Source organism: Mycobacterium sp. 852002-51971_SCH5477799-a (genome assembly GCF_001667145.1).
Lineage (GTDB): Bacteria > Actinomycetota > Actinomycetes > Mycobacteriales > Mycobacteriaceae > Mycobacterium.
In genome coordinates, this window is record NZ_LZIF01000047.1 from 25,148 (window position 1) to 50,191 (window position 25,044).

General features: G+C 67.5%; 25 protein-coding genes, 1 tRNA gene, 1 other RNA gene and 1 pseudogene. 15 read left to right on the forward strand and 13 right to left on the reverse strand.

The genetic code is table 11. The annotated features are described in order from the left end of the window. Positions 1 to 271 precede the first annotated feature (271 nt). Entirely contained in the window at positions 272 to 2,074 is a 1,803-nt protein-coding gene (leuA, locus tag A5753_RS05355) for a 2-isopropylmalate synthase (RefSeq protein ID WP_197694591.1), read from the forward strand. A 186-nt stretch (positions 2,075 to 2,260) separates the two neighbouring features. On the opposite strand, the gene A5753_RS24515 is transcribed toward leuA, so the two are convergent. After that, the gene (locus A5753_RS24515) at positions 2,261 to 2,416 is read right to left on the reverse strand and encodes a DUF6131 family protein (protein WP_197513806.1); all 156 of its coding nucleotides are present in this window, start codon (positions 2,414 to 2,416) and stop codon (positions 2,261 to 2,263) included. Between the two features lie 115 nt (positions 2,417 to 2,531). On the opposite strand from A5753_RS24515, the gene A5753_RS05360 reads away from it, so the two are divergent. Then, a complete protein-coding gene (locus A5753_RS05360) occupies positions 2,532 to 3,203 on the forward strand; it encodes a response regulator transcription factor (RefSeq protein WP_067124184.1) in 672 nt (223 codons plus the stop codon). Between the two features lie 32 nt (positions 3,204 to 3,235). Here A5753_RS05360 and A5753_RS05365 read toward each other — a convergent pair whose 3' ends face one another. After that, entirely contained in the window at positions 3,236 to 4,228 is a 993-nt protein-coding gene (locus tag A5753_RS05365) for a DEDDh family exonuclease (protein ID WP_067124186.1), read from the reverse strand. Positions 4,229 to 4,388: 160 nt separating this feature from the next. Here A5753_RS05365 and A5753_RS05370 point away from each other — a divergent pair, with 160 nt between their 5' ends. From A5753_RS05370 to A5753_RS05380, 3 genes are all read left to right on the forward strand, one after another. Then, positions 4,389 to 5,618, forward strand: coding sequence for a Mur ligase family protein (locus tag A5753_RS05370; RefSeq protein ID WP_067124188.1), 1,230 nt, complete (start codon positions 4,389 to 4,391; stop codon positions 5,616 to 5,618). 4 nt (positions 5,619 to 5,622) lie between these two features. Beyond that, the gene (locus A5753_RS05375) at positions 5,623 to 6,318 is read left to right on the forward strand and encodes a type 1 glutamine amidotransferase (protein ID WP_156655957.1); all 696 of its coding nucleotides are present in this window, start codon (positions 5,623 to 5,625) and stop codon (positions 6,316 to 6,318) included. Between the two features lie 130 nt (positions 6,319 to 6,448). Next, positions 6,449 to 7,768 carry an MFS transporter gene (locus A5753_RS05380; protein ID WP_067124192.1) on the forward strand — a complete coding sequence of 440 codons (1,320 nt, stop codon included), beginning with the start codon at positions 6,449 to 6,451 and terminating at the stop codon, positions 7,766 to 7,768. 20 nt (positions 7,769 to 7,788) lie between these two features. Here A5753_RS05380 and recR read toward each other — a convergent pair whose 3' ends face one another. Both recR and A5753_RS05390 read right to left on the reverse strand, forming a co-directional pair. Continuing rightward, positions 7,789 to 8,400, reverse strand: coding sequence for a recombination mediator RecR (gene recR / locus A5753_RS05385; protein WP_067124194.1), 612 nt, complete (start codon positions 8,398 to 8,400; stop codon positions 7,789 to 7,791). A 14-nt stretch (positions 8,401 to 8,414) separates the two neighbouring features. Then, positions 8,415 to 8,759, reverse strand: a complete 345-nt coding sequence (locus A5753_RS05390) for a YbaB/EbfC family nucleoid-associated protein (RefSeq protein ID WP_082971177.1) — start codon at positions 8,757 to 8,759, stop codon at positions 8,415 to 8,417. A 98-nt stretch (positions 8,760 to 8,857) separates the two neighbouring features. Here A5753_RS05390 and A5753_RS05395 point away from each other — a divergent pair, with 98 nt between their 5' ends. Further along, complete coding sequence (locus A5753_RS05395) at positions 8,858 to 9,619, forward strand: Rv3717 family N-acetylmuramoyl-L-alanine amidase (protein ID WP_067124199.1); 762 nt, start codon at positions 8,858 to 8,860, stop codon at positions 9,617 to 9,619. A 15-nt stretch (positions 9,620 to 9,634) separates the two neighbouring features. Here A5753_RS05395 and A5753_RS05400 read toward each other — a convergent pair whose 3' ends face one another. After that, on the reverse strand, positions 9,635 to 10,072 hold the full coding sequence (locus A5753_RS05400; RefSeq protein WP_067124201.1) for an SRPBCC family protein: 438 nt from the start codon (positions 10,070 to 10,072) through the stop codon (positions 9,635 to 9,637). 80 nt (positions 10,073 to 10,152) lie between these two features. On the opposite strand from A5753_RS05400, the gene A5753_RS05405 reads away from it, so the two are divergent. Together A5753_RS05405 and A5753_RS05410 are read left to right on the forward strand one after the other, a co-directional pair. Continuing rightward, the gene (locus tag A5753_RS05405; protein WP_067124252.1) at positions 10,153 to 11,544 is read left to right on the forward strand and encodes an FAD-binding oxidoreductase; all 1,392 of its coding nucleotides are present in this window, start codon (positions 10,153 to 10,155) and stop codon (positions 11,542 to 11,544) included. Continuing rightward, positions 11,541 to 12,851: a class I SAM-dependent methyltransferase gene (locus A5753_RS05410; RefSeq protein ID WP_197694587.1), complete on the forward strand. Its 1,311-nt coding sequence runs from the start codon at positions 11,541 to 11,543 to the stop codon at positions 12,849 to 12,851. Before A5753_RS05405 ends, A5753_RS05410 begins: the two co-directional genes overlap by 4 nt. A gap of 4 nt (positions 12,852 to 12,855) precedes the next feature. Here the strand turns inward: A5753_RS05410 and A5753_RS05415 are convergent, their stop codons facing one another. From A5753_RS05415 to ffs, 3 genes are all read right to left on the reverse strand, one after another. Further along, positions 12,856 to 14,715, reverse strand: coding sequence for a DNA polymerase III subunits gamma/tau (locus A5753_RS05415; protein ID WP_067124202.1), 1,860 nt, complete (start codon positions 14,713 to 14,715; stop codon positions 12,856 to 12,858). A gap of 87 nt (positions 14,716 to 14,802) precedes the next feature. After that, positions 14,803 to 16,095 (reverse strand): aminotransferase class I/II-fold pyridoxal phosphate-dependent enzyme, encoded by a 1,293-nt coding sequence (locus A5753_RS05420; protein WP_197694592.1) that lies wholly within the window; start codon positions 16,093 to 16,095, stop codon positions 14,803 to 14,805. 85 nt (positions 16,096 to 16,180) lie between these two features. Beyond that, an RNA gene (ffs, locus tag A5753_RS05425) (signal recognition particle sRNA small type) lies at positions 16,181 to 16,277 on the reverse strand. Positions 16,278 to 16,353: 76 nt separating this feature from the next. Between ffs and A5753_RS05430 the strand changes: the two genes are divergently transcribed. After that, positions 16,354 to 16,442: transfer RNA gene (locus tag A5753_RS05430), tRNA-Ser, on the forward strand. An 89-nt stretch (positions 16,443 to 16,531) separates the two neighbouring features. Next, complete coding sequence (locus tag A5753_RS05435) at positions 16,532 to 17,386, forward strand: hypothetical protein (protein ID WP_067124206.1); 855 nt, start codon at positions 16,532 to 16,534, stop codon at positions 17,384 to 17,386. Here the strand turns inward: A5753_RS05435 and A5753_RS05440 are convergent, their stop codons facing one another. Both A5753_RS05440 and A5753_RS05445 read right to left on the reverse strand, forming a co-directional pair. Continuing rightward, complete coding sequence (locus A5753_RS05440; protein WP_231989999.1) at positions 17,387 to 18,127, reverse strand: enoyl-CoA hydratase/isomerase family protein; 741 nt, start codon at positions 18,125 to 18,127, stop codon at positions 17,387 to 17,389. 14 nt (positions 18,128 to 18,141) lie between these two features. Then, positions 18,142 to 18,522: a hypothetical protein gene (locus tag A5753_RS05445; RefSeq protein WP_067124210.1), complete on the reverse strand. Its 381-nt coding sequence runs from the start codon at positions 18,520 to 18,522 to the stop codon at positions 18,142 to 18,144. Positions 18,523 to 18,721: 199 nt separating this feature from the next. Between A5753_RS05445 and A5753_RS05450 the strand changes: the two are divergent. Next, a pseudogene (locus A5753_RS05450) lies at positions 18,722 to 19,357 on the forward strand (hypothetical protein); the annotation flags it as partial. 287 nt (positions 19,358 to 19,644) lie between these two features. Then, positions 19,645 to 20,703 carry a dihydrodipicolinate reductase gene (locus tag A5753_RS05455; protein WP_067124212.1) on the forward strand — a complete coding sequence of 353 codons (1,059 nt, stop codon included), beginning with the start codon at positions 19,645 to 19,647 and terminating at the stop codon, positions 20,701 to 20,703. A gap of 6 nt (positions 20,704 to 20,709) precedes the next feature. Here the strand turns inward: A5753_RS05455 and A5753_RS05460 are convergent, their stop codons facing one another. Together A5753_RS05460 and A5753_RS05465 are read right to left on the reverse strand one after the other, a co-directional pair. Next, positions 20,710 to 22,011, reverse strand: coding sequence for a serine hydrolase domain-containing protein (locus tag A5753_RS05460; protein ID WP_067124214.1), 1,302 nt, complete (start codon positions 22,009 to 22,011; stop codon positions 20,710 to 20,712). 76 nt (positions 22,012 to 22,087) lie between these two features. Next, positions 22,088 to 22,681 carry a TetR/AcrR family transcriptional regulator gene (locus A5753_RS05465; protein ID WP_067124216.1) on the reverse strand — a complete coding sequence of 198 codons (594 nt, stop codon included), beginning with the start codon at positions 22,679 to 22,681 and terminating at the stop codon, positions 22,088 to 22,090. Between the two features lie 186 nt (positions 22,682 to 22,867). On the opposite strand from A5753_RS05465, the gene A5753_RS05470 reads away from it, so the two are divergent. Next, a complete protein-coding gene (locus A5753_RS05470; RefSeq protein WP_369829295.1) occupies positions 22,868 to 23,887 on the forward strand; it encodes a phosphotransferase in 1,020 nt (339 codons plus the stop codon). 13 nt (positions 23,888 to 23,900) lie between these two features. On the opposite strand, the gene A5753_RS24520 is transcribed toward A5753_RS05470, so the two are convergent. After that, the gene (locus A5753_RS24520; RefSeq protein WP_197694588.1) at positions 23,901 to 24,062 is read right to left on the reverse strand and encodes a hypothetical protein; all 162 of its coding nucleotides are present in this window, start codon (positions 24,060 to 24,062) and stop codon (positions 23,901 to 23,903) included. A gap of 59 nt (positions 24,063 to 24,121) precedes the next feature. On the opposite strand from A5753_RS24520, the gene A5753_RS05475 reads away from it, so the two are divergent. Both A5753_RS05475 and A5753_RS05480 read left to right on the forward strand, forming a co-directional pair. Next, on the forward strand, positions 24,122 to 24,295 hold the full coding sequence (locus tag A5753_RS05475; RefSeq protein WP_067124218.1) for a CsbD family protein: 174 nt from the start codon (positions 24,122 to 24,124) through the stop codon (positions 24,293 to 24,295). After that, entirely contained in the window at positions 24,295 to 25,020 is a 726-nt protein-coding gene (locus A5753_RS05480) for a cutinase family protein (protein WP_067124220.1), read from the forward strand. The genes A5753_RS05475 and A5753_RS05480 overlap by 1 nt, the downstream gene beginning before the upstream one ends. Positions 25,021 to 25,044: the final 24 nt, after the last annotated feature.

Below are 25,044 nucleotides of genomic sequence, written 5' to 3' on the forward strand. Positions count from 1 at the left end.
CCGGCCCGGCATCAGGTTTCGGGTTTAAGTCCACAACAGAATACGTGCCACCGCATGGTGATTTACGTCGCGATACCGCCCCACCTTGTACTGAGCATTCGCTGCGGTCTCGGCGCAATTTCTGCCAACGCGCCAAAAGCGGTAAAGTTTCGGACGTGCAGCGGGTGCTCCTCCTCGGACGCCGCGACGGGGTCTGATCCAGACCGGCTTCCCGTCGCGGGTGTTCGCGATGCGCCGGTCTGAAGTTTCCCTTCTGAATCCCCGGAGCAATATCGTGACTTCCAATCCCGACGCATTCAGCTCGACACGAACCATCATTCAGCCCGCGGGCCCACCAGCGCCCCGACAAGCCGCCTGGAACCCGCAGCGGGGCTCGTCGATGCCGGTCAACCGGTACCGACCGTTCGCCGATGAGGTCGAGCCCATTCGCCTGCCCGACCGCACTTGGCCCGACCGTGTCATCGCTCATGCGCCGCTGTGGTGTGCGGTGGATCTGCGCGACGGTAATCAGGCGTTGATCGACCCCATGAGCCCGGCGCGCAAGCGGCGCATGTTCGATTTGCTGGTTCGCATGGGCTACAAGGAAATCGAAGTGGGATTCCCGTCGGCCAGCCAGACCGACTTCGACTTCGTCCGCGAGATCATCACCGACGGAGCGATTCCCGACGACGTCACCATCCAGGTGCTGACCCAGTGCCGGCCCGAACTGATCGAGCGCACCTTCGAGGCATGCGACGGCGCACCGCAGGCCATCGTGCACTTCTACAACTCGACCTCAATCCTGCAGCGCCGCGTTGTTTTTCGCGCCGACCGGGCCGCCGTACAGACGATCGCGACGGAGGGTGCGCGCAAGTGCGTCGAAGAAGCTACCAAGCGCCCGGGCACCCGGTGGCGGTTCGAGTATTCGCCGGAGTCCTACACCGGCACCGAGCTGGAGTACGCCAGGCAGGTGTGCGACGCCGTCGGCGAAATCATCGCGCCGACACCGGACAACCCGATCATCTTCAACCTGCCCGCCACGGTGGAGATGGCCACACCCAACGTCTACGCCGACTCGATCGAGTGGATGAGCCGCAACCTGGCCAACCGGGAATCGGTCATCCTGAGCCTGCATCCGCACAACGACCGCGGAACCGCGGTTGCCGCAGCCGAATTGGGCTACCAGGCCGGTGCCGACCGCATCGAGGGCTGCCTATTCGGCAACGGCGAGCGCACCGGCAACGTCTGCCTGGTGACGCTGGGGCTGAACCTGTTCTCCCGCGGCGTGGACCCGCAGATCGACTTCTCCAACATCGACGAAATCCGCCGCACCGTCGAGTACTGCAACCAGCTGCCGGTGCACGAGCGTCACCCCTACGGCGGGGACCTGGTCTACACCGCGTTCTCCGGCAGCCACCAGGACGCCATCAACAAGGGCCTGGACCAGATGAAGATCGACGCGGACGCCGCGGACTCCGACGTCGACGACATGCTCTGGCAGGTGCCATATCTGCCGATCGATCCCAAGGATGTCGGGCGCACCTACGAGGCGGTGATCCGGGTCAACTCGCAGTCCGGCAAGGGCGGGGTGGCCTACATCATGAAGGCCGATCACGGTTTGGCGCTGCCGCGGCGGCTGCAGATCGAGTTCTCCCAGGTGGTGCAGAAGCTCAGCGAAGGGGAAGGCGGCGAGGTGAGTCCCAAGGAGATGTGGGACGCCTTCTCCGAGGAGTATCTGGCGCCGATCGTGCCGCTGGAGCGGATGAAGCAGCGCGTCGACGCCTCGGAGGACGACAGCGGCGTCACCCGCCTCATTGCGACCGTCAAGATCAACGGCGCGGAGACCGAGATCAGCGGGGAGGGCAACGGCCCCCTCGCCGCGTTCGTCCACGCGCTGGGCGGTGTCGGTTTCGACGTGGCGGTCCTGGATTATTCCGAGCACGCCATGAGCGCCGGCGACGACGCGCAGGCCGCCGCCTATGTGGAAGCGTCGGTGGACGGTCGCACGGTGTGGGGGGTCGGCATCGCGCCGTCGATCACGTCGGCGTCGCTGCGTGCGGTCGTGTCGGCGGTCAACCGCGCCGCTCGCGGATGACCCCGTGCCGCTAAACCGCGAGCAAGCGCTCGAAGAATTCGCGATAGTGCATCAAGGCCAGGCGGAGGTCTTCAGTGGACGCTTGCTCCCCACGGGCCCACTGCTCCTCGAGTCGCGAGCGCATTGTGTTCTGGTTCCGGTGAGATGCGCCCAGCCCGAGATCGGGCGCGTCTCGATTGCCAGCGTTCAGAAGTAGTGCCGGCGGCCGCCGACGGCGCGTCCGGTGGATCCGAGGATCGCCAGGATCACGCCGGCGATGACGAGGATGATGCCGATGGTCCACAGCACCGCGATCTTGAGCAGAAATCCTGCGATCAGCGCGATGATGCCCAGGATGATCATGGTGGGCCTCCCTTTTGCGGTTGACGACTGGCTAACTGGTTGCGCCAGCGATGAATCCAGTCGATCACCCCAAAGGGGGGTAGCAATACACCCCTAGGGAGGTAATCTCGCCGCCATGCCGCCACCGTCTCCCCGCGCGCCGATCACGGTTGCGCTCGTCGATGACTACGACGTCGTCGTGAAGGGCGTGGCCAACATGCTTGACCCGTACCGCGATCGTGTCGTGATCGCAGAACTCGACTCCACCATGCCCGTCGCTGACCCCGTCGATATCGTCCTGTACGACTCGTTTGCCCAACCCGAATCCGACCACGAGGAGATAGGGGTTTTGGTCGCCAATCCTCGGGCACGCCGAGTCGTGGTCTACACGTGGAACTTTCACCCCGACCTCGTCGAGAGCGCCCGGCGCCACGGGGCCCAGGGATACCTATCGAAGACCCTGCCCGCGCGCGAGCTGGTCGCCGCGCTGGAGGCGGTGCATTCCGGTGAGGTAATCGTCAGCGACACAACCGGCCGGGCGCGCAGTGCTCCCGGGCTCGACTGGCCAGGGCGCGGCGAAGGGCTCAGCGACCGCGAGGCGGAGATCCTGGCGCTGATCACCCAAGGCAAGAGCAATGCCGACGTGGCTCGGCTGACCTACCTGAGCCCAAATACCGTGAAGTCCTACATCCGCAACGTCTACCGCAAGCTCGGAGTCGCAAGCCGCACCCAGGCCGTGCTGTGGGGCGTGCAGCACGGATTCACCCCCGACCACCACCGCATCGAACATTGGCGCGGCGGGCCCTGAAATAGCGAGGACGGCAAGCCGCTCGGGTCTGATCAGAACAGCGCCAGCTGCTGGTCCAGGCTGCTGGCGTCGGTGAATTCGTCCATGCTGGTGCCCCCGATGACGGCGCCGACGTAGTCCATGAACTGCGCGTCGCCGATCACCGGCACGCCCAGCTGCCGGGCGAGGTAGCCCTTGCCCTGCTCCGGGGCGGGATCGTTGCAGACCACCAGCGAGGTCTCCCGGTCGACGGCCTCGGTGTAGGCCAGCCCGGCGTGCAGAATGCGTTCCACGAGTTCCTCGTGGGTGCGTCCCACCTCGGCCGCCAGCGCCACCCGCATGCCCTGCACGAGTGGTCGGCCGCCCACGTACGGGCCCGGGTTGAGATACGGGCAGGGCATCCTGGACGCCAGCACCTTCAGCGGTCGCAGCTCGTCATGGGTGACGCGGCCGTTGGGCCAGCGACGCCGGGTGACGGGATGTATCGGCAACCAGATGTCGCCTGCTCGGGCCAGCTTGAGCGCGGAGGCCAGCACGCCGGTCAGCACCATCGCGTCGTCGAAGGCGTCATGGGGTCGCTCCTGGGTGACCCCCCAGTGCGCCGCGAGAGTCTCCAACCGCAGGTTGTCGATGCCGAGGTCGAGCCGTCGGGCCAGCTCGACGGTGCACATGACGCTGTCGACGGGCAGTTCGGTCTCGGCCAGTTCGGCTTCCGCGGCAAGAAACGCGTAGTCGAACGCCACGTTGTGGGCTACCAATGTGCGGCCGCGCAGCACCTCGGCCACGTCGCCGACGATGTCGGCGAACTGCGGCTGGTCCTCCAACATGGCGGCGGTCAGGCCGTGCACGTGGGTCGGACCTGGGTCCACGCCGGGGTTGAGCAGGCTCACCACCGAATGTTCGACGTTGCCGTCGGCGTCCAGGCCGAGCGCCGCAACGCTGATGATCCGTGCCTGCCCCGGCCGAAAGCCCGAGGTCTCGACGTCTACGACGGCCCATCCCGCGTCCGGCTCGCTGGCCGGCCGACCCCAGGACACCCCGCTCATGCACTGAGGATGGCACGGTCGACCGACATCACCTGTTCGCTGCGGGCCGTGTCGTACGGAATTTGATGACGGCGGCGGCACATCGCGCCCGGCGCCGAACGCCGCGCTTGCGATCGCCCGGAATTCGATGACGGCGGCGGCACGCATTTAAACTCTCCGCGTGGTCACCACCCGTGCCCGTCTGGCCCTCGCCGCAGGAGCGAGCGCGCGCTGGGCGTCGCGGGTGAGCGGGCGTGGGGCCGGGGCGATGATCGGCGGTCTCATCGCGATGACGCTGGACCGCTCGGTTCTCCGGCAACTCGCCGTCGGACGGCGCACCGTCGTCGTCACCGGCACCAACGGCAAATCCACCACCACGAGGATGACGTCGGCCGCGCTGGCGACGCTGGGAACGGTGGCCACCAACGCCGAGGGCGCCAACATGGACGCCGGCCTGGTCGCGGCGCTGGCCGGCAACCGCGGCGCACCCCTAGCCGCGCTCGAAGTCGACGAGATGCACGTCCCGCACGTTTCCGACGCCGTCGAGCCCAGCGTCGTCGTCCTGCTCAACCTGTCGCGCGACCAGCTGGACCGGGTCGGTGAGATCAACGTCATCGAGCGGACCCTGCGCGCGGGCCTGGCCCGGCACCCCACGGCGGTCGTCGTGGCCAACTGTGACGACGTGCTGATGACGTCCGCGGCGTACGACAGCCCCAACGTGGTGTGGGTGGCCGCGGGCGGGTCGTGGTCCAACGACTCGGTCAGCTGCCCGCGCAGCGGCGAGGTCATCGTCCGCGAGCGGGGTCACTGGTATTCCACGGGCGCGGACTTCAAACGGCCCAGCCCGCAATGGTGGTTCGACGACGACACCCTCTACGGCCCCGACGGCCTCGCCCTGCCGATGCGGTTGGCGCTGCCCGGCGCGGTCAACCGGGGCAACGCCGCCCAGGCCGTCGCGGCCGCGGTCGCACTCGGCGCCGATCCCGCCGAAGCGGTGGCGGCCGTCTCGACGGTCGACGAGGTCGCCGGGCGTTATCGGACGGTCCGCGTCGGCGCGCACGAGGTGCGCATCCTGCTGGCCAAGAACCCGGCCGGCTGGCAGGAGGCGCTGTCGATGGTGGATAAGCATGCGGCCGGGGTGGTCATCTCGGTCAACGGCCAGGTGCCCGACGGCGAAGACCTGTCGTGGTTGTGGGATGTGCGATTCGAGCACTTCGAAGAGACGGACGTCGTGGCCGCCGGCGAGCGCGGCACCGATCTGGCGGTGCGTCTCGGGTACGCGGGCGTCGAGCACACCCTGGTGCACGACACCGTGGGCGCGATTGCGTCGTGCCCGCCGGGGCGGGTGGAGGTCGTCGCCAACTACACCGCGTTCCTCCAGCTGCAACGAGCATTGGCACGCCATGGCTGACTCGGTGGTGCGGATCGGGTTGGTACTGCCCGACGTGATGGGCACCTACGGTGACGGCGGCAACGCCCTGGTGTTGCGCCAGCGGCTGCGGCTGCGCGGCATCGCCGCCGAGATCGTCGAGATAACGCTGGCCGACCCGGTGCCCGAATCGTTGGACCTCTACACGCTGGGCGGGGCCGAGGATTACGCGCAGCGCCTGGCCACCCGGCACCTGATCAAGTACCCCGGCCTGCAGCGCGCCGCGGAACGGGGCGCCCCGGTGCTGGCCATCTGCGCGGCCGTTCAGGTGCTCGGGCACTGGTATGAAACCTCGGCCGGGGAACGTGTCGACGGCGTGGGCATGCTGGACGCGACGACGTCACCGCAACAGGCGCGCACCATCGGCGAGCTGGCCACCAAGCCGTTGCTGACGGGCTTGACCGAGCGTCTCACCGGTTTCGAGAACCACCGCGGCGGCACCGTGCTGGGACCGGCGGCGTCGCCGCTGGGCGCCGTGGTCAAGGGCGCGGGAAACGCGGCCGGCAACGGCTTCGACGGCGCGGTACAGGGCAGCGTGATCGCGACCTACATGCACGGGCCTTGCCTTGCCCGCAATCCGCAACTGGCCGACCAGCTGCTGAGCACGGTCGTCGGCGCGCTGCCGCCGCTGCCCATGCCCGAGGTGGACTTGCTGCGCCGCGAACGCCTCGCCGCTCGCTAGGGCCGCTCAAGGCGAAACGTATGGTCGCAAGCACAACCGGTTCCGGGCAGCAAAGTTTTGGGTACGGGACCTGTCAATGAGGATCCGACGCAGGGGCGCGGGCACTGAGCCCCGGGATACCGATGCGGCGATGCGGCGGGACACCCTCGCGACTGCCATCGGCAATTTCATGGAGTGGTACGACTTCGGCGTCTACGGCTATATCGCGACCACCATCGCGCGGGTCTTCTACCCCGGCAATAGCGTCAGCGCGGTCCATCTCATCGCCACCTTTAGCACCCTGGCGGCGGCGTACGTAGTACGTCCGCTCGGCGGGTTCGTCCTCGGCCCCCTCGGTGATCGCGTCGGGCGCAAGCGGGTTTTGGTGATCACGATCGTGCTGATGGCGGTGGGGACCACCATGACCGGCCTACTGCCCGGCTACAGCACCATCGGCATCTGGGCGCCGATCCTGCTGCTGGTCGCCCGCGTCTTTCAAGGCTTGTCCACCGGCGGCGAGTTTGTCGGCGCGATGACCTATCTCGTCGAGCGGGCCCCGGACCGCAAACGCGGCAGGATGGTCGGGTTCCTGCCGCTGGGCAACCTGGTCGGGTTTGTGCTCGCGGGGTTGCTGGTGACCACTTTGCAGGCGTGGCTGCCCAGCCATTCCATGCTGGCGTGGGGGTGGCGGATCCCGCTGTTGCTGGGAGCTCCCTTCGGAGTCCTCGCCCTCTATTTGCGGCTGCGGATCGAGGAGTCACCGGCGTACAAACAGGTGAGCGGCAACACCGATGCGCCGGTTGACCGCGGCTGGCAGCAATTTCGGCACACGGTGGTGCAGCAGTGGAAGCCGATGGTGGTCTGCGCGGCAGTCGTGGTGGCCTCACAGGTCCCCGACTTCATGCTCACCGGCTACCTGCCCACATACCTCAAAGTGGTTGTGCACGTGGGTAACACGGCCGCGCTAGTGATCATCGTGGCAACGTTGGCGATCCTGATGGCCGCGGTGGTGTTCGTGGCCATGTTGTCCGACCGTATCGGCGTCAAGCCGATCATGTGGACCGGCTGCGGATTGCTCGTTGTGGCGTCGGTCCCGGCTTTTTTGCTGATGCGCTTCGGCGGTGCCTTTCCGTTGATCTTCATCGGTGTGCTGCTGGTCGGGCTGATGGAGCTGTGTTTCGACAGCACCACCCCCCAGGCCCTGCCGGCGCTGTTCCCGACCAGGGTGCGCAACGGAGCGCTGGCCATCGCGTACAACATCGCGCTATCGACCGTCGGGGGAACAACTCCGGTAATCGCTCAGGCGCTGATATCCGGCACCGGCAGCGCCATGGTGCCGGCCTACATGCTGGTCTTCGCGGGCCTGGTGGGCACGGTGGCCCTTCGATTCATGCCGGAAGTCGCCGGCAAGCCGCTGCCGGGATCTGGGCCTGCGGCCGAACGCGAGGCCGGCGAGCTGGCCGGCGCGTGAGAGGTCGCCGGCCCGCCGCCTCAGACCATGGCCCGGCGGCCGGCGAGCGCGCGACCGAGCGTCAGCTCGTCGGCGAACTCCAGATCACCGCCCATCGGCAGCCCCGACGCGATCCGCGTCACCGTCAGGCCGGGAATGTCGCGCAGCATCCGCACCAGGTAGGTGGCCGTCGCCTCGCCTTCGGTGTTCGGGTCGGTGGCGATGATCACCTCGGTGATGTCGACGTCATCGACCCGCTCCCCGATCCGGCTCAGCAGTTCGCGGATCCGCAGCTGATCGGGCCCCACGCCGGACAACGGATCGAGCGCACCGCCCAGCACGTGGTAGCGGCCGCGGAATTCGCGGGTGCGTTCGACGGCCTGGACGTCCTTGGGCTCCTCGACCACGCACACCTGCGTGCCGTCGCGGCGGGGATCCGCGCAGATCCGGCAGCGCTCGTTGTCGGAGACGTTGCCGCACACCGCACAGAACCGCACCCCGTCGCGGACCTTCGCCAGTACCGCGGTCAGCCGGTCAATGTCCGGCGGTTCAACCGAAAGCAGGTGGAAGGCGATGCGCTGGGCGCTTTTGGGTCCGATGCCCGGCAGCTTGCCGAGCTCGTCGATCAAATCCTGGACGGGTCCTTCGAACATGTCGGTCGCGGAGTCTAAAGCCCCTGCGCCGGCGCGGGCGGTTGCCCGGGCGGCGGGCCGAAGCCGCCGGCCAGCGAACCCAGCCGTTCCTGGGCCATCCGGGTGACCTGCTTGGAAGCGTCCCCCATGGCGCCGACGATCAGGTCCTGCAAGGTTTCGACGTCAGACGGGTCGACGACGGAAGGATCGATCTTCACCGCGACCACCTCGCCGCTGCCCTTGACGACGACCTCGACCAAGCCCCCACCGGCCTGACCGCGTACCTCGGCGTTCGCCAGTTGTTGCTGCGCCTCCATGAGCTTCTGTTGCATCTGCTGCGCCTGGGCCAGCAGCGCCGACATATCGCCTCCGGGTTGCATGACAATCCCCTCGCATCTTGGTCTCGAGTTGGTTTCGCTCGTGAGTCTCCGGCGATTCGAAACACCCAGCGTAGACCGCACGGCGCTAGCTTTGCGCCGTGGACCTACGAGTGAGCAGGCGTGTCGGCTTCAGGACGATCATCTGCATGATCGTTGCTGCGTCGGCCGTCGTCATCCCGAACGCAGTGGCAGCGCCATCCAGCATCGCCGGCATGGTGGTCTTCATCGATCCGGGCCACAACGGCTCCAATGACGGCTCCATCAACCGTCAGGTGCCGACCGGTCGCGGCGGTACCAAGGACTGCCAGACCAGCGGGACGGCCACCAACTCCGGCTATATGGAGCACACCTTCACCTGGGACACCGCGCTGCGGGTGCGCGCCGAGCTGAACGCCCTGGGGGTGCGGACCGCGCTGTCCCGCGCCAACGACAACGGCCTGGGACCCTGCGTCGACGAACGCGCCAACGCGGCCAACGCGCTGCGACCCAACGCGGTCCTGTCCATCCACGCCGACGGCGGCCCGCCGTCCGGCCGGGGCTTCCACGTCAATTACTCGGCCCCGCCGCTCAACCAGGTGCAGGCCGGCCCGTCGGTGCAGTACGCGCGGATCATGCGCGACCAGATGCAGGCCTCCGGAATCCCGCCGGCGAACTACATCGGCCAGAACGGCCTTTACGGCCGCTCGGACCTGACCGGCCTGAACCTGGCGCAGTACCCGTCGATCCTGGTCGAATGCGGCAACATGAAGAACCCCGCGGACTCGGCGCTGATGGAGTCCGCCGAGGGCCGGCAGAAGTACGCCGACGCACTGGTCCGCGGTGTCGCGGGTTTCCTCGCCTCGCAGGGCCAGGCGCGCTAAACCTGGGACGCTAGCTCAGCTCTCCAGTTCCTTCTTCAGGTTGGCCAACACCTCGCCCTGAATCCTCTTGAGCCCCAACGGCGCAAAGGTCTTCTCGAAGAAGCCCTTCACACCGCCCGCGCCGTCCCAAGTGGTCTTCACAGTGACGCTGGAGCCGGGTCCGGCGGGAGCAACCGTCCAGTTGATCACCATCGACGAGTTCGCGTCCTTCTCGATCACGGTGTGCCCGGCAACGTCGACGTTGGCCTGCACCTCGCGCACCCGCGATTTGGTGGCCTGCAGCTTCCATTTGGCAACCGTGCCGGCCCCCTGCCCACCCTGTAGCACCTGGTAGTCGCTGTACTGCGGGGAGAGAATTTTCGGGCGGACGTTCTGGTAGTCCGCGACGGCGGCCAGGGTTGCCGCGGGCTCCGCGTTGATCAAGATGGTGCTCTCTGCGCTCACCGGTGCCAAAGCGACCCCTCCTCATGATGATTTCCCCGACGCTGCCCTTCCGACGGGTGCACGGGCTGTTGTCGAAGACTAGGGTATATGTGGTGCCTGTCCCTGGATCTGCACTCTCGGCCCACAAGTCTGGCGTTGACCGGATGCTGTCAAGTTATCGATCCATTCCCCCGACGTCCGCCGTCCGGCTGGCCAAGCCGACGTCAAACCTATTCCGCGCCCGCACCAAACGTGATGCGCCCGGTCTGGACACGTCCGGACTGACCGGCGTCCTGAACGTGGATCCCGAAACCCGCACCGCCGATGTGGCCGGCATGTGCACCTACGCGGACCTGGTGACCGCGACGCTGCCGTATGGCCTTTCGCCTCTGGTAGTCCCGCAGCTGAAGACCATCACCCTCGGCGGCGCGGTCAGCGGCCTGGGCATCGAGTCGGCGTCGTTTCGCAACGGTCTGCCGCATGAATCGGTGCTGGAGATGGACATCCTCACGGGCGCTGGTGATTTGCTCACCACCTCGCGCACCCAGCACCCCGAGCTGTTCCGCGCCTTCCCGAATTCGTATGGGACACTTGGTTACTCGACCCGACTCCGGATCGAGCTTGAGCCTGTCGCGCCGTTCGTGGCACTGCGGCACGTCCGATTCCGCTCGCTGCCCGATCTGATCGCGGCCATGGAACGCATCATCGACACCGGCGGGCAGGGCGGGACGCCCGTCGACTACCTGGACGGCGTCGTCTTCAGCGCCGACGAAAGCTACCTTTGCGTGGGCCGGCGGACCACCACTGCCGGCCCGGTCAGTGACTACACCGGCCGGGACATCTACTACCAGTCCATCCGGCACGACGCCCCGGGCGTGGAAGCCACCAAGGATGACCGGCTGACCATAAACGACTACTTCTGGCGCTGGGACACCGATTGGTTCTGGTGCTCACGCGCATTCGGCGTGCAGAACCCGCGGCTGCGCCGCTGGTGGCCGCGGCGTTATCGGCGCAGCAGCGTCTATTCGAAGCTGATCTCCATGGACCGCCGCCTCGGGCTGTCCGACCGCATCGAGGCGCGAAACGGCCGGCCACCCCGGGAGCGGGTGGTGCAAGACGTGGAGGTGCCGGTCGAGCGCACCTGCGACTTCCTGGAGTGGTTCCTCGACAGCGTGCCCATCACGCCAATCTGGTTGTGCCCGTTGCGTCTGCGCGACCACCAAGGCTGGCCGCTGTACCCGATGCGGCCGGATCACACCTATGTGAACGTCGGCTTCTGGTCGTCGGTGCCGGCCGGGGCCACCGAGGGCGCCACCAACCGGACGATCGAAGCCAAGGTGGGCGAGCTCGGCGGTCACAAGTCGCTGTATTCCGAGTCGTTCTACTCCCGTGAGGACTTCGACGAGTTGTACGGCGGCGAGGCCTACAACACCGTCAAGAAAACCTATGACCCCGATTCTCGTTTACTCGACCTCTACGCGAAGGCTGTGCAACGACGATGACGACGACAAAAGAACCGCACCGCTCGCCGACCGGCAAACTGAGCATGGCCGAGATCCTGGAGGTCTTCGCCGCGACGGGGAGACATCCGCTGAAGTTCACCGCCTACGACGGCAGCACGGCCGGAAGCGAAGACGCCGAACTGGGTTTGGATCTCAGGACGCCTCGCGGAGCCACCTACCTGGCCACCGCGCCCGGCGAACTCGGCCTGGCCCGGGCCTATGTGTCGGGCGACCTGCAGGCGTATGGCGTGCATCCGGGTGACCCGTACCAACTGCTCAAGACGCTGACCGATCGGGTCGAATTCAAGCGGCCGCCGGCGCGGGTGCTGGCCAACGTCGTCCGTTCGATGGGCTTCGAGCGGTTGTTGCCGGTGTCACCACCACCCCAGGAAACCCGGCCGCGGTGGCGCCGGGTCACCGAAGGGCTGATGCACAGTAAGACCCGCGACGCCGAGGCCATCCACCACCACTACGACGTCTCCAACACCTTCTACGAACTGGTGTTGGGTCCGTCGATGACCTATACCTGCGCGGTGTATCCCCACGCCGAGGCGACGCTGGAGGACGCGCAGCAAAACAAGTACCGGCTGATTTTCGACAAGTTGCGGCTGCAGCCCGGTGACCGGCTGCTCGACGTCGGCTGCGGTTGGGGCGGCATGGTGCGCTACGCCGCCCGCCGCGGCGTCCGCGCGATCGGCGCCACCCTGTCGGCCGAACAGGCGAAGTGGGCACAGCGCGCGATCGCCGAGGAGGGGCTGGCGGAACTGGCCGAGGTGCGGCACTCCGACTACCGCGACGTCGGCGAGGCGCAGTTCGATGCCGTCTCCTCGATCGGACTGACCGAGCACATCGGCGTCAAGAACTACCCTGCCTACTTCGGGTTCCTGAAGTCGAAGCTGCGCACCGGCGGGCTGCTGCTCAACCACTGCATCACCCGCCACGACAACACCTCCACCTCGTTCGCCGGCGGATTCACCGATCGTTACGTCTTCCCGGACGGGGAGCTGACCGGATCGGGCCGCATCACCAGCGCAATCCAGGACGTGGGCTTCGAAGTGCTGCACGCGGAGAACTTCCGCCACCACTACGCGATGACGCTGCGCGATTGGTGCCACAACCTGGTCGAGCACTGGGACGTCGCGGTCGCCGAGGTCGGCTTGCCGACCGCCAAGGTATGGGGCCTGTACATGGCAGCATCACGGGTGGCGTTCGAGCAGAACAACCTTCAGCTCCATCACGTGCTGGCGGCCAACACCGACGCGGGGGGCGACGACGACCTGCCGCTGCGGCCGTGGTGGACCGCCTGACGCGCTAGCCGTTGTCGATGCGGCGGGCGCCCAGCTCGTTCTGCAACAGTTCGAGCGCGACCTCTTCGGGGTCGCGCCGCGGCGCCGACGGCTCGTCGCGGACCGCCTCGGCGAGCATGTGCTCCTCTTCGTCGCGGCGCGCGGAATCGACGTCGGGCGCGGGCTCGGCCACCGTGGGAGCCGCCGGCCCGGCTTCCCCGCCGGTGAGAGGGGATGACGCCGACGCCGGTGCGCCGGCCTCGCACCGCACCCGCCAATTGACGCCCAGCGCGTCTTTGAGCGCTTCGGCGATGACGTCGGCGTTGCGCTGTTCGCAGAGCCTCTTGGCCAGGGGCGCCGATTCATGGCTCAGCACCAACGTGTTGCCCTCGATGGCCCGTACGGTCGCCCCGGCCAGCATTACCTCGGTGGTACGGCTGCGCTGACGCACTTTTTCCCGCACCGTGGGCCACATGGTGCGCACCGCCGCGGCGTTGAGTTCGCCTGGGGCAGAAGCTGATTCGGCCGCCGGAGCCGGGGCCGGTTCGGGGGGCACCGCCGCAACCGGTGCCGGTTCGGGCTCCGGCTTCGGGTCGGATTTCGCTTCGCGTTTCGGTTCGGACTTGGGAGCGGCCGCCGCGGACGGCCGGGTGAACCGAACGGGTTGCTCCTCGGCCGGCGCCGGCGCGCTGCGAGGCGCCGCGGCGGGTGCTTCGGAGCCGGGGATCGACATGTCCAGCCGGGTCTCGATTCGCTCGACGCGTTGCAGCAGCGCCGATTCGGTGTCGCTGGCCGAGGGCAGCAGCAGCCGCGCACACACGACCTCGAGCAGCAGGCGCGGCGCCGTCGCTCCGCGCATCTCGCCGAGCCCCGCCTGCACCACCTCGGCGTAGCGGGTCAGGGTCGCCGGTCCGATCCGGGTCGCTTGCTCACGCATCCGCTCGAGCACGTCCTCCGGTGCGTCCACCACGCCACGGCTGGCCGCATCCGGGACGGCCTGCAGCAGGATCAGGTCGCGAAACCGTTCCAGCAGATCGGTGGCGAAGCGCCGCGGGTCGTGGCCGGCGTCGATCACCGACTCCACCGCCCCGAACAGCGCCGCGGCATCCGCGGCGGCAAGCGAGTCCACGGCGTCGTCGATCAGCGCCATGTCGGTGGCGCCCAGCAGACCCAGCGCCCGTTGATAGGTCACGTGCGCGCCCTCGGCGCCGGCCACCAGCTGATCGAGCACCGACAGGGTGTCGCGAGGCGAGCCGCCGCCGGCGCGGATCACCAGCGGGTAGACGGCGTCGTCGACGGCGACGCCCTCCTGCTCGCAGATCCGGCCGACCAAGGCCCGCATGGTCTTCGGCGGCAGTAGCCGGAACGGGTAGTGATGGGTGCGCGACCGAATCGTCGGCAGCACCTTCTCCGGTTCGGTGGTGGCGAAGATGAAGATGAGGTGCTCAGGGGGCTCCTCCACGATCTTGAGCAGCGCGTTGAACCCCGCCGTCGTGACCATGTGCGCCTCGTCGACGATGAACACCCGGTACCGCGACTGGGCGGGCGCGTAGAACGCGCGGTCGCGCAGCTCGCGGGTGTCGTCAACGCCCCCGTGGCTGGCGGCGTCGAGCTCCACCACGTCGATGCTGCCGGGCGCGTTGGGCGCCAGCGCCTGGCACGAGTCGCAAACCCCGCACGGGGTGGCCGTCGGGCCCTGAACGCAGTTCAGCGATCGGGCCAGGATGCGCGCCGACGACGTCTTCCCGCACCCGCGCGGACCGGAGAACAGATACGCGTGGTTGATCCGGCCGGCCTCCAGGGCGATCGACAGTGGTTCGGTGACGTGCTCCTGCCCCACCACTTCGGCGAACGTTGCCGGTCGGTACTTGCGGTAGAGGGCCACGGTCAGCAGGCTACCGGCGCCGGGTGACCAGGGCCCGCGGGGCGCCGAGTGTGAACGTAGGGCGCGATTTCGGCGATTTTCTCACCGTCAGTTCACACTCGACGCGGACGACGCCAGCAGCGACTCCGACGCCGCCAGCAGCGCGCAGGTCGCCAGGCCGTCGACGGCGTCGCGCAGGTCCGGCAGCGAAGGGAAGGTCGGCGCGATCCGGATGTTCGTGTCCTTCGGATCTTTCCGGTACGGGAACGACGCACCCGCTTCGGTGACCGCGATGCCGGCGTCTTTGGCCAGCGCGACGGTGCGCTTCGCCGTCCCGGGCAGCACGTCCAGGCTGATGAAGTAGCCGCCCCGGGGGTCGGTCCACGACGCGATCTTGGAGTCGCTGAGCCGCTGATCCAGGATTTCGGCGGCCAGCGCGAATTTCGGCGCCAGGATCTGCTGGTGGCGCAGCATGTGCAGCCGCACCCCGTCGGCGTCACCGAAGAAGCGCAGGTGCCGCAGCTGGTTGACCTTGTCGGGGCCGATCGACTTCTTTGCCGCGTATTGCAGGTACCAGGCGATGTTGCCCAGCGATCCGCCCAAGAAGCTCACGCCGGCGCCGGCGAAGGTGATCTTCGAGGTGGACGCGAGCACGTAGGGCCGATGGGGGTTGCCTGCCGCGGCCGCCAAGCCGAGCACGTCGACCTGCCGGACGAAGTCATGCGTCAGGGTGTGCACCGCATACGCGTTGTCCCAGAACAGCCGGAAGTCGGGCGCCGCGGTGCGCATCTGGACGAGCCGCAGGACCGTGTCCCAGGAGTAGGTGACCCCGGTCGGGTTGCCGAATACCGGCACCGTCCACATGCCCTTGATGGCCGGATCGACGGCAACGAGTTCCTCAATCAGGTCGACGTCCGGCCCGTCGGACAACATCGGGACGGGGATCATCTCGATGCCCATCGTCTCGGTGATGGCGAAGTGCCGGTCGTAGCCGGGAGCCGGGCATAAGAACTTGATGCTCGGTTCGTCCTTCCAGGGCCGCTGCGAGTCCACGCCGCCATACAACATCGAGAAGGCGACGAGGTCGTGCATCAGCTCCAGGCTGGAGTTGTTGCCCGCGATCAGGTTCTGCACCGGGATGCCGAGCAGCTCCCCGAAGATTGCCCGCAGCTCGGGCAGCCCGTGCAAGCCGCCGTAGTTGCGTGTGTCGGTGCCCTCGCTGTCGCGGAAGTCGTCCCCGGGCAGGCTCAGCAGCTGGTTGGACAGGTCGAGCTGGGCGGGCGCCGGTTTGCCGCGGGTCAGGTCCAGGGAGAGCTTCTTGGCCTGCAGGTCCGCGTAGTCCTGCTGGTGACGAGTGTTCGCGGCCGCGAGCTCGGCCGGGGTGAGCGACTCCAGCGACACCATGAACCCTTTCGCTATCGACGGCGGGAAACCAGTGGCGAGCGCAAGCGCGGCAAAGCCGGGCGAAGCGGGTCGGCACTCATGGAGATAGGGGACCCCGCGCACCCGACAGAGCCCATTGACCCTTGCTGCCTTCCGGCCCTGGGGGAGTTCACAGGATAGACGCCGCGCGGGGTCCAGCGAAGAGTCTAATACCTGCCCCGGCGTCGACGACGAGCAACTGGCGAGGGCCATCCGGCCCTCGGTTACCATGGCCACGGAGGATTCGCCTAGTGGCCTATGGCGCTCGCCTGGAACGCGGGTTGGGTTAACAGCCCTCGCGGGTTCAAATCCCGCATCCTCCGCCATTGGTCCGCCAAGCGGACACGGACGAATTGATACTGATTCGGGTCGGCCGCCTTTAGGCTGACGTGGATTCACCAGCACGAGGAGGGGTATGGGGCGCAAGGTCGCCATCCCGTGGCACGCGTTATTCTCGATCGCTGCCGGCTTCCTCTACTTCTTTTTCGTGTTGCCACGCTGGCCTGAGCTGATGGGTGACACCGCGCACTCGTTGGGGACTTCGCTGCGCATTGCGACCGGTGCGCTCATCGCGCTCGCGGCGCTGCCCGTGGTGTTCACGCTGCTGCGCACCCGCAAGCCGGAGTTGGGGACGCCGCAGCTGGCCCTGTCCATCAGGATCTGGTCGATAGTGGCCCACGTGCTGGCCGGAGTGCTCATCATCGGGACGGCGGTCAGCGAGATCTGGCTGAGCCTGGACGCCGCCGGACGGTGGTTGTTCGGCGTCTACGGGGCGGCCGCCGCGATCGCGTTGCTTGGAATTTTCGCGTTCTACCTCTCGTTCGTCGCCGAGCTGCCCCCGCCGCCGCCCAAACCGATCAAGGCGAAGAAGCCCAAGGAGCGCCGCGTGCGGCGTAAGAAGGGCGGCGAGGCCGACACCGAAGAAGCGGAAGAGGCCGAAGCCGACGAAGGCGCGACGGAAGAGGCGGAGACCGCCCCTGCCGAAGCCGAAGAGACCAAGGAAGCCGAGGAAGCCGAGGAAGCCGAGGCGGCGGCGACCCCCAGTGAAGTCACCGCCGAAACCGCCGACTCTGAGGCGGCACCGGAGCCGGCGACCGAGGCAGCGCCGGTCAAAGACAGCACCGAGACGGCCGATGCGACCGCCGACGAGGGCGACGAGTCGACGGCCAAGTTGCGCAACCGGCGCCCGACCGGCAAGGGGTCACACCGGATGCGGCGCAGGCGCACGCGGGCCGGCGTGGCTTTGGACGAAAACACTGACGAGGAATAGTCAGCGCCGTCGCAGCCGCTCCACGTAGGCGGCGATGCGTCGCAGCGTCTCGTCCGTGCCCCACATCTGGCGAACCTCGTCATCGACGCCGCGGGCCTGGTGAATCCGCGTCATCGTCGGGGCGTGCAACTGGGTCTTCGTCTGCCGGTAGGCGTCGGCCGGGATGCTGCCAAGGTCCGACGCTTCCGCCACGGCCGCCCCGACGAGATCGTCGGTGACGACGCGGTGGGCCAGGCCCCGGGCCACGGCCTCCGCACCCCGATAGTTGCGGCCGCCCAGCAGCACCTCATCGGCGTGGATCCCACAGGCGTAGCGCATGACCTCCAACGCCGCGACCGGGAACGGCACTCCGACGCGCACTTCGGCCGCGCCGATCTGCGCCTCGGGACTGATCAAGCGGCGGTCGCAGGCGCAGGCGAGCACGCAGCCGCCCGCGATCGCGGCGCCGTTGATCGCGGCGACGGTCGGCCCCGGATAGCTGAACATCGCATCGAACGCCGCGGACAGCGCGGGGACAAGCCGATCGGTGTAGGCGGTGCCACCCTGCACCACGCGGTTGAGGTCGACGCCGGCGCTGAAAGCGCGCCCGGCACCGGTGACGACCAGCGCGCCGGCGTCGGAACGCGCCAACTCGCGCACCGCCGAGGCCAGTTCTTCGAGCAGCTCGACATCCTGCGCATTGACTGGACCCGACGACAGGGTCAGCACCCGCACCGTCCCGACGGTGCTGATGTCGATCATGATCATTCCTCCGATCAGCGGCTGACGGCCGCGAGAACCACGGGAATGGGCGTGTTCTCGTCGGTGTGATAGCTCGCGCAGACACGGTGGTAGCCGTCGGCGATCTGCAAAGCAACCCCGACGAGGAAGTCGCCGCGCACCAGCAGGATGGGCGACAGGGGTAGGCCCTTTTCGATCTTGGTCAGGTCCGCGGCGACGTGGGGATTGTCCGCCGGGAGCAGGCTCAGCCGCGCGGCCCGCAGAATGTCTTTGGCCTTCCGGTGCGTCACCGTCCCGGATTTGAGCTTTTTGATCACCTTCTTCACGGTCTGCCGGTCCGCAAGCATGGTGAGGTAGTCCGCCGCCGCCGGAAAGTCATGAGAGTCAGGCTTTTCCAGCCATTTCACGCTGAGCATCTCGTTGCTCCCTTCGCCTGCTCGGACATCGACGCAGCCTACCGGTTAGGCCTCGTGAAATTTGGGATCGGTAGCAACCGCAGCGTTCTGTACTTGCGCCAGGACGACGCCATCGGGGCGGCGCACGAAGGAAGGAACCACAAGTGAAACGTCTTCTCGCAGCTGCGATTGGGACCCTGGGCTGTGCCGCGGCTTCGGCAGCTCTGGTGCGGTGCTCGGCGACATCCACCGGGATCGCGATCGCACCGCGATCGAGGTCCTGCATCGATACGTGGCGGATGCCGAGGTCGTTGCCACGCTGGCCAAGCAGCTCGACCGCAGTTGGCGCGACGTGCGGGCGCGCGAGGCCGTCATCGACTCGTTCCGCGCCGAGCTCAACACGGTCTTGGGGGCGGCGGGCAGCCATGGCGCCGCTGCGACGCGTCAGCGCGTCTGGTCGGCCATGATCACCGACCCAACCCCGTACAACATGGGCGCTCTGGCCCGCACCGACACCACGCGACTGCCATGGTCGATCATCGAGCTGGGTTTGAGTTCGATTGCGCCGCAGCGTCCTCCAGCGATTGCCCAGACTGCGGATGGCGACCGTCCGCTGGACCGCAGTGTCGTGGACCGGGTGCGCGCGACCCTGAGGCGCGCCTTGGATCGCGACGCTTTGCCCGAAATCCCCTTGCTTTGCGAGGAAGAAGTCGACCGGGCCTGCGCGCCTTGGGGGCTACTGGCCGAAGACAAACAAGCCACGTTGGTGGCCGGCATCGAGGTCGCGGTGCAGCTGGCTCCGCTGGATCCGTCCGCTTCTTGCCGCTACGAGCTCGCGACCCAGATCCGGGCGCGACCTGGTGCCAGGCTCGGTTGCCCCGCTGCGCAGGTTGGCCACCGGGCATTGGCTGCGCCGGTGGTGGCCGGCCAGGAGTCCGCGGCGTGGGACCACGATTGGTCGATGATGTCGGTGGTCGTCGGCGCCGAAACAGTGGAAGCCCCCGAGACACGGGAGCGGGTGCGGCGGTGGGCGCGGGCGCGGCAGAACCTGCCGCCCCAAGACGCCTTCCTGGCCGAAATATTGGCCGCAGAATCTGCCTATTAGGTCTACTAAGAACCCCGGTTCTTCCCTATGCTGAGCGAGTGCCAAACACCTATCGCGTCGTGCAGTGGAACACCGGAAACGTCGGCAAGAGCTCGCTGAAATCGATCGTCACCAACCCCACCCTGGAATTGGTCGGCTGCTACGCCTGGTCACCGGAGAAGGCCGGGCGCGACGCCGGCGAACTCGTCGGGATCCCACCGCTCGGCATCGCGGCCACCAACGACATCGACGAGCTGCTGGCGCTCAAGCCCGACTGTGTGGTCTACAACCCGATGTGGATCAACGTCGACGAACTGGTCCGCATCCTGTCCGCCGGCGTCAACGTGGTGACCACGGCCTCGTTCATCACCGGACACAACCTGGGCGAGGGCCGCGACCGCATCCTGGCGGCCTGCGAGAAGGGCGGTTCCACCATCTTCGGGTCGGGTGTCAGCCCCGGCTTCGCCGAACTGTTGGCCATCGTGTCGGCCATGGTGTGCAACCGGATCGACAAGGTCACCGTCAACGAGGCCGCCGACACCACCTTCTATGACTCGCCGGAAACCGAGAAGCCCGTCGGCTTCGGCCAGCCGATCGACCACCCCGACCTGCCGGCGATGGCCGCGAAGGGCACGGCCATTTTCGGCGAGGCCGTCCGGCTGGTGGGCGACGCGCTCGGAATCGAGCTGGACGAGGTGAAGTGTGTCGCCGAGTTCGCCCAGACCACCGAAGACCTGGTCATGGCCTCCTGGACCATCCCCGCGGGACATGTCGCGGGGACCTACATCAGTTGGCAGGGCATCGTCAACGGCAAGACGCTGATCGACCTCAACGTCCGGTGGAGAAAGGGGCAGACCCTGGAACCCGACTGGAAGATTGAGCAGGACGGCTGGATCATCCAGGTCGACGGGCAACCGACCGTCACCACCAAGGTCGGCTTCTTGCCGCCGCCGTACTTCGAAGCCACCACGCTCGAGGAATTCATGGACCTCGGACACATCATGACGGCCGTGCCCGCCATCAACGGCATCGCCGCCGTCGTCGCCGCGGCGCCGGGAATCGCCACCTACGCCGATCTTCCGCTGACACTGCCGCGCGGCAACGCCTACGTCGGATAGCCCCGATCAGCCCTCGCCCGCCGCCACGGTGTCGCGGACGCTGGCCCGTCGCCGCGCGGGCTTGGCGTAGCGGGCGCCCAGCGGCGGCACCGCGAGGGGACCTTGGTCACGGACCGCCTCGATGGCGTTGCGCAGCGGACGGGCAAGGCCCGCAAAGGATCCCATGTCGAACAGCAGCGGCGTCAGCAGCCGGTTGTGGACGAACCCGAAGGCGCTGCCGGTCTCGGGGTCGGCCCAGCCGAGCGTTCCGCCCAGGCCGACATGACCGAAGCCGCGGAGTAAACCGGGAACGGGCGACTCGTGGTAACCCAGATGAAAAGGCATGGGCACCACCATGTTCGCGTCGGGCCACTTGCGGCGCGCCTGCCCGGCCAGCCCGCGCACCAGGTCTTCGGACAGGAACTTCTTTCCATCGATGCGGCCGTCGTTGGCAAGGACGGCGAACATCTTGGCGAGCCCCCGGCCGGTGACTACGCCGTTGGCGGCGGGGATTTCACCATCCAGGAACGGGGTGTCACCCTTGATCAGGGAGATGACGCCGGGGAAGTACATCGCACCCAGCGCGCCGGAGAACGGCAGACCGGCCACGCGCGGTGCGATGAAGTTGATCACCGGCGCGCGCAGCCTGCCCTGCGGTATCAGGATTTGGGCCGGCGTCGTCGGTGAGCCTTCCGGTGGGCGGCCCAGATGCAACCCATCGGTGTTGAGCGGACGGGCCACCTCCTGGCGGATCAGCTCGCGCATCCCTTTGCCGGTCACCGCCCTGGCCAAGCCGGACAGCAGCCATCCGTACGTGAGCGCGTGGTAGGCCTGCACACCGCGCAGGTGGTCGACCGGCGCCGCTGCCAGTCGCTCCTCCATGAGCAGGTGGTCCATCAACTCCGTCTTGCTGACGCCGCGCAAGTGCGACAACCCGGACCGGTGCCGCAGGACGTCGCGAACCGTGATCTCGGCCTTCCCATTGGCGGCGAACTCGGGCCAGTAATCGGCTACGGGCGCGTCGTAGGACAGCAGCCCGCGGTCGGCGAGGCGGTGGATCACCGTCGACGCGACCCCCTTGGTCGCCGAGAACACCATGGCCCCGGTGTCGGCGGTCCAGCGCTGGGTGCCGGCCCGGTCCGACCATCCGGTCCAGACGTCCACGACGGGAATCCCATCGACGTAGACGCTCAACGCACCCCCGCCGAACCGGCGACCGGGAAACAGTTGGGAGAACACCCTGATGGCGCTCGCGAAACGAGGGTCGGCAGCACCGGACACACCGCGTGGCAAGCCAGCATCGGTGACCAGCAGAGTCGACGGCGTCACGGCGTCGCGACGCCCCGAGCGTTCACGAGGATTGAAGCTATCAGCCTGGGCCCGATTCGCCCCCTGACTTCACAGATCAGCGCGCGGCGCCGTCGAGTAGCGCGTCGAGGAGTCCGTCGAACTCGGTCGCGGGCGGGCCACCCGCCGGCATGCCGGTCAGCACCCGCAGCAGCAGGGTGCCGATCAGTGCGTTCGCGACCGAATCGAGATCCGCATCGGCGTGCAAGTGGCCGTCGCCGGCGGCCTGTCGCAGGCGGGCCAACAGCCCTGCGTGCTGGGGGATGCTGAGCTGTTGGTAAAGCGCCTCGTTGTCAAACGCGTTGGCGGCCGCAGCGGCGACCAGCGCGCGTATGAGTGCTGCGCTCGCCGGGTCGGCTATGAATTCGGCGTGCTCGACGAGCCAGGAACGCAGATCGGCTCGAAGGTCACCGGTGTTGGGGACTTCGAACGAGCCGCCTCGACCGTAGGCGTCCAGGACGGCATCTGCGACGAGTGGGGCTTTCGACGGCCACCGCCGGTACAACGTCTTCTTCCCCACTTTGGCGCGGGCGGCCACCTTTTCCATCGACAACTCGGCGTAGCTGCCCACTGCCAAGAGATCCCGGGTGGCCACCAGAATCACATCGTCAAGCTGCACGTCGCGCGGCCTGCCGCCCCTCATCTGAGGCATGAGGCGAGCTTAGATCAGGCCACGCCCTTCCTAAGGGTGCGCCGCATGCGGTAACTTCGCTTCCAGCCAGTAACGACACGGTCCGTGTCGTTACTGGCACACCACGGCCGCCGCGACGAGAGGATCCCGGTGAGCACACTGCCGCTGTCGGTGCCGCAGAGCTGGGATGACATCACACCGGCCTGGATGTCGGCGGCCCTCGCGGGGCGCCACCCCGACGCCGTGGTCGATGACGTGGCCGTCGCGCTCCGCGACGACGGCACCAACCGGCGCGCCCGATTGGCGCTGAGCTATTCGGCCGGCGGCGGTCCGGCCACCGTGTTCGTCAAGGCCGCCGATCCGGCTCACAAGGAGCTGATCCGGATGACCAGCGGGATGTTTCACGAGCCGCGACTATTCATGTCCGGTGTTCGCCTGCCGCTCGAACACCCCACGGTGTACAGCGCAATGATCGATGAAGACGCCTACGACTTCATCATGGTCATGGAGGATCTGAACGCGCGTGCGGCGGATCCGCGTGATTCGCTCCGGCCGCTGACCCTTGACCAGGCCGCCTCCGGGGTGCGCGCCCTGGGCCGACTGCACGGCCGATACTGGGGCGAGCGCGTACTGCGACATCCGGGTCTCTCCTGGCTCGAACCGTTCCTGCCCTTCGATGGCCTGCAATACGCTCCGCTGCCGTCGGCCCTGGAACTCCTCGATCGCGATACTCCCGCCGAGGTGCTGGGCCTGACCATCGACCATCTCGTCGAGTCAGTGTGGAAGCCCTACATCCGAACTCTGACCTCATCGCCGGAGACGTTGCTGCACGGCGATCCCCACATCGGCAACACGTACGTCACGCCACACGGCGAAGTTGGATTCCTCGACTGGCAGATGACGCGCCGGGGTAACTGGTCACTTGACCTCGGCTACTTCCTGCAGGGCGCCCTGACGGTTGATGATCGCCGCAGGCACGAAGGTGGCCTCCTCGACGAATACCGCGACGCGCTCGCGCTGTCCGCCGATGAGATTCCGTCCCGTGCAGAGGTTTGGTTGCGCTATCGCGCGTCGGTCGCTCACGGGCTGACCTTGTGGCTGTGCACGGCCAGCGCCGGCGGGGGACTCTGGCAGCGCGTCGAAGTCGCCGTGGCCCTGGCCCAGCGCTATGCCGTCGCTTTCGGCGACTTGGAGAGCGCGGCCGCGATCGGCGCGATCGCCAGCTGAATTCGCACGCCCGTCAGGAGATCGGCGGGTCCGGTGGCCCGGGCGTGATATCGCGTGGTTCTTCGGTGGGTGAATCCCTCAGATATCGCTTCAGCCGCAGCAGCTGATTGACCACCATGCCGATGCCGAGCAGCATCAACACCACCACTACTGCCACCACGATTGCGGTGCTCACCCGTCCATGATGACAGGGTGGGGTTTCGATAACTCCGGTTGCGGGGTAGCCAGCACGCCATGAGTAACGAAGACAAGGTGAAGAACAAGATCGACGACCTCGGGGGCCGGGCCAAGGAAGCCATCGGCAAGGCGACCGGCGACCACGACACCCGGGACGAGGGTAGGGCGGACCAGGCGAAGTCCAGCCTGAAGGACGCCGGCGAAAAGGTGAAGGACGCCTTCAAGAAGTAATGCGTATTCGCCCGGGTGCGGCCGTCGTGGCGGCGCGCCGGTTGGTTGTCGTGTCGGCGCTGTCGGCGGCGGTGGTGACGGGTTCGGTCGTTCCGAGCGCGCCCGCCCCGTCCGCGGCGGCCGAGCCGTGTCCCGACGTCGAAGTCGTTTTCGCCCGGGGATCCGGCGAAGCGCCCGGCCTCGGCGGGATCGGCCAGCCGTTCGTCGACGCGTTGCGATCCCAGGTGGGCGGCAAATCACTGCCCGTATATCCGGTCAATTACCCTGCCAGCACTGACTTTTCGAGCCCCGACTTTCCGCTGACTGTGATCGACGGCATCCGGGATGCCAGTTCGCACATCGAATCGACGGCGGTGGATTGCCCCAACACTAAAGAAGTGCTCGGCGGTTACTCTCAGGGCGCCGCGGTGGCGGGCTACACCACTTCGGCCGCCGTGCCTCCGGGCGTGCCCGCCTCCGCGGTGCCTCCACCGATGCCGCCGGACGTCGCGAAGCACGTCGCCGCCGTGACATTGTTCGGCACGCCATCGGGTCAGTTCCTGCGGAAGTACAACGCACCGCCGCTGACCATTGGGCCGCTGTACCAGCCGAAGACGCTCGAACTGTGCGCGCAGGGTGATCCGATCTGCGGTAACGCCGACACCGACAACTTCGCCGCGCACACGTCGTATCCGGTTAACGGCATGACAAATCAAGCTGCCGGCTTCGCCTCCAGCCACCTCTAGGTTCGCAGTCCTGCAGAATGAGCC

Bases quoted from the DNA above. Each gene is read 5' to 3' on its own strand.
- A5753_RS24515 (WP_197513806.1), bottom strand. From the start codon at position 2,416: ATGATCATCCTGGGCATCATCGCGCTGATCGCAGGATTTCTGCTCAAG.
- A5753_RS05360 (WP_067124184.1), top strand. From the start codon at position 2,532: ATGCCGCCACCGTCTCCCCGCGCGCCGATCACGGTTGCGCTCGTCGAT.
- A5753_RS05365 (WP_067124186.1), bottom strand. From the start codon at position 4,228: ATGAGCGGGGTGTCCTGGGGTCGGCCGGCCAGCGAGCCGGACGCGGGA.
- A5753_RS05380 (WP_067124192.1), top strand. From the start codon at position 6,449: ATGCGGCGGGACACCCTCGCGACTGCCATCGGCAATTTCATGGAGTGG.
- recR (WP_067124194.1), bottom strand. From the start codon at position 8,400: ATGTTCGAAGGACCCGTCCAGGATTTGATCGACGAGCTCGGCAAGCTG.
- A5753_RS05390 (WP_082971177.1), bottom strand. From the start codon at position 8,759: ATGCAACCCGGAGGCGATATGTCGGCGCTGCTGGCCCAGGCGCAGCAG.
- A5753_RS05410 (WP_197694587.1), top strand. From the start codon at position 11,541: ATGACGACGACAAAAGAACCGCACCGCTCGCCGACCGGCAAACTGAGC.
- A5753_RS05435 (WP_067124206.1), top strand. From the start codon at position 16,532: ATGGGGCGCAAGGTCGCCATCCCGTGGCACGCGTTATTCTCGATCGCT.
- A5753_RS05440 (WP_231989999.1), bottom strand. From the start codon at position 18,127: ATGATCGACATCAGCACCGTCGGGACGGTGCGGGTGCTGACCCTGTCG.
- A5753_RS05445 (WP_067124210.1), bottom strand. From the start codon at position 18,522: ATGCTCAGCGTGAAATGGCTGGAAAAGCCTGACTCTCATGACTTTCCG.
- A5753_RS05465 (WP_067124216.1), bottom strand. From the start codon at position 22,681: ATGCCTCAGATGAGGGGCGGCAGGCCGCGCGACGTGCAGCTTGACGAT.
- A5753_RS05470 (WP_369829295.1), top strand. From the start codon at position 22,868: ATGTCGGCGGCCCTCGCGGGGCGCCACCCCGACGCCGTGGTCGATGAC.
- A5753_RS05475 (WP_067124218.1), top strand. From the start codon at position 24,122: ATGAGTAACGAAGACAAGGTGAAGAACAAGATCGACGACCTCGGGGGC.
- A5753_RS05480 (WP_067124220.1), top strand. From the start codon at position 24,295: ATGCGTATTCGCCCGGGTGCGGCCGTCGTGGCGGCGCGCCGGTTGGTT.